Raw genomic sequence first — 662 nt, 5'->3', positions numbered from 1 at the left:
AAGCTTCACCCGGTAACGCAAAAGCCCCGCCTGACTTGATCAGGCGGGGCTTTTTTTGTGGGATCAGACATCGTAGCCCCTCACCCCAGCCCTCTCCCGAGGGAGAGGGAGCCGATTTGTGCCGCTTTCAAAACTTGTGTTCGGCGCAATGGATCAGGTCGACGTAGCTTAAACAAACACCTCGGTCAGTCCCCTCTCCCTCTGGGAGAGGGTTAGGGTGAGGGCTGAACCTGCAGAATCACTTCTCGAGTTTCTGCGGAGTATCTTCGCCCATACACCGCACAGCTTTTTTCTGCGCGTTGATCAACACCCCGGTCAGGCCTTTCTGTTCGGTATCGAACAGCACCAGCACGCCATCAATGCACTGCGCCACTTGCGGCGCAGGTGTCAGCGAGACTTTGTAGTCCTCGCCCGGCACGGTCTTGAGCATGGTGAATTCGCTGAGCAGCAACGCATCCTCCGGCTTGGCGAAGTGCAGGTAGCCGTAGTACCACAGCGCCCCGACGGTGCCGAGGATGCTGCAGATACCGGTGATGATCAGCGGGATGGCATTACGTTCTTCACTCATTGCGGGGTCTCATCTTCGGAATTCGGGGGCGGCGGATAATTGGGGATTTCGCCGAGGCGGCGCAGGCCGTCGAAGTGTTCGGGGTCGTCGAGAT

Annotated in this window: 1 protein-coding gene and 1 pseudogene; both read right to left on the bottom strand. The window is 58.3% G+C overall.

Annotation, left to right across the window (positions count from 1 at the left end; all coding sequences use genetic code 11):
- Positions 1 to 238: 238 nt before the first annotated feature.
- Positions 239 to 568: a hypothetical protein gene (locus tag D8U82_RS16260; RefSeq protein WP_125927847.1), complete on the bottom strand. Its 330-nt coding sequence runs from the start codon at positions 566 to 568 to the stop codon at positions 239 to 241.
- A pseudogene (locus tag D8U82_RS16255) lies at positions 565 to 662 on the bottom strand (alpha/beta hydrolase); the annotation flags it as partial. The gene D8U82_RS16260 and the pseudogene D8U82_RS16255, both read right to left, overlap by 4 nt.

This window comes from Pseudomonas sp. Sample_23 (assembly GCF_004307595.1).
GTDB lineage: Bacteria > Pseudomonadota > Gammaproteobacteria > Pseudomonadales > Pseudomonadaceae > Aquipseudomonas > Aquipseudomonas atacamensis.
The sequence above is the reverse complement of the archived record's forward strand: the minus strand, read 5'-3'. Positions and strand labels throughout refer to the sequence as shown.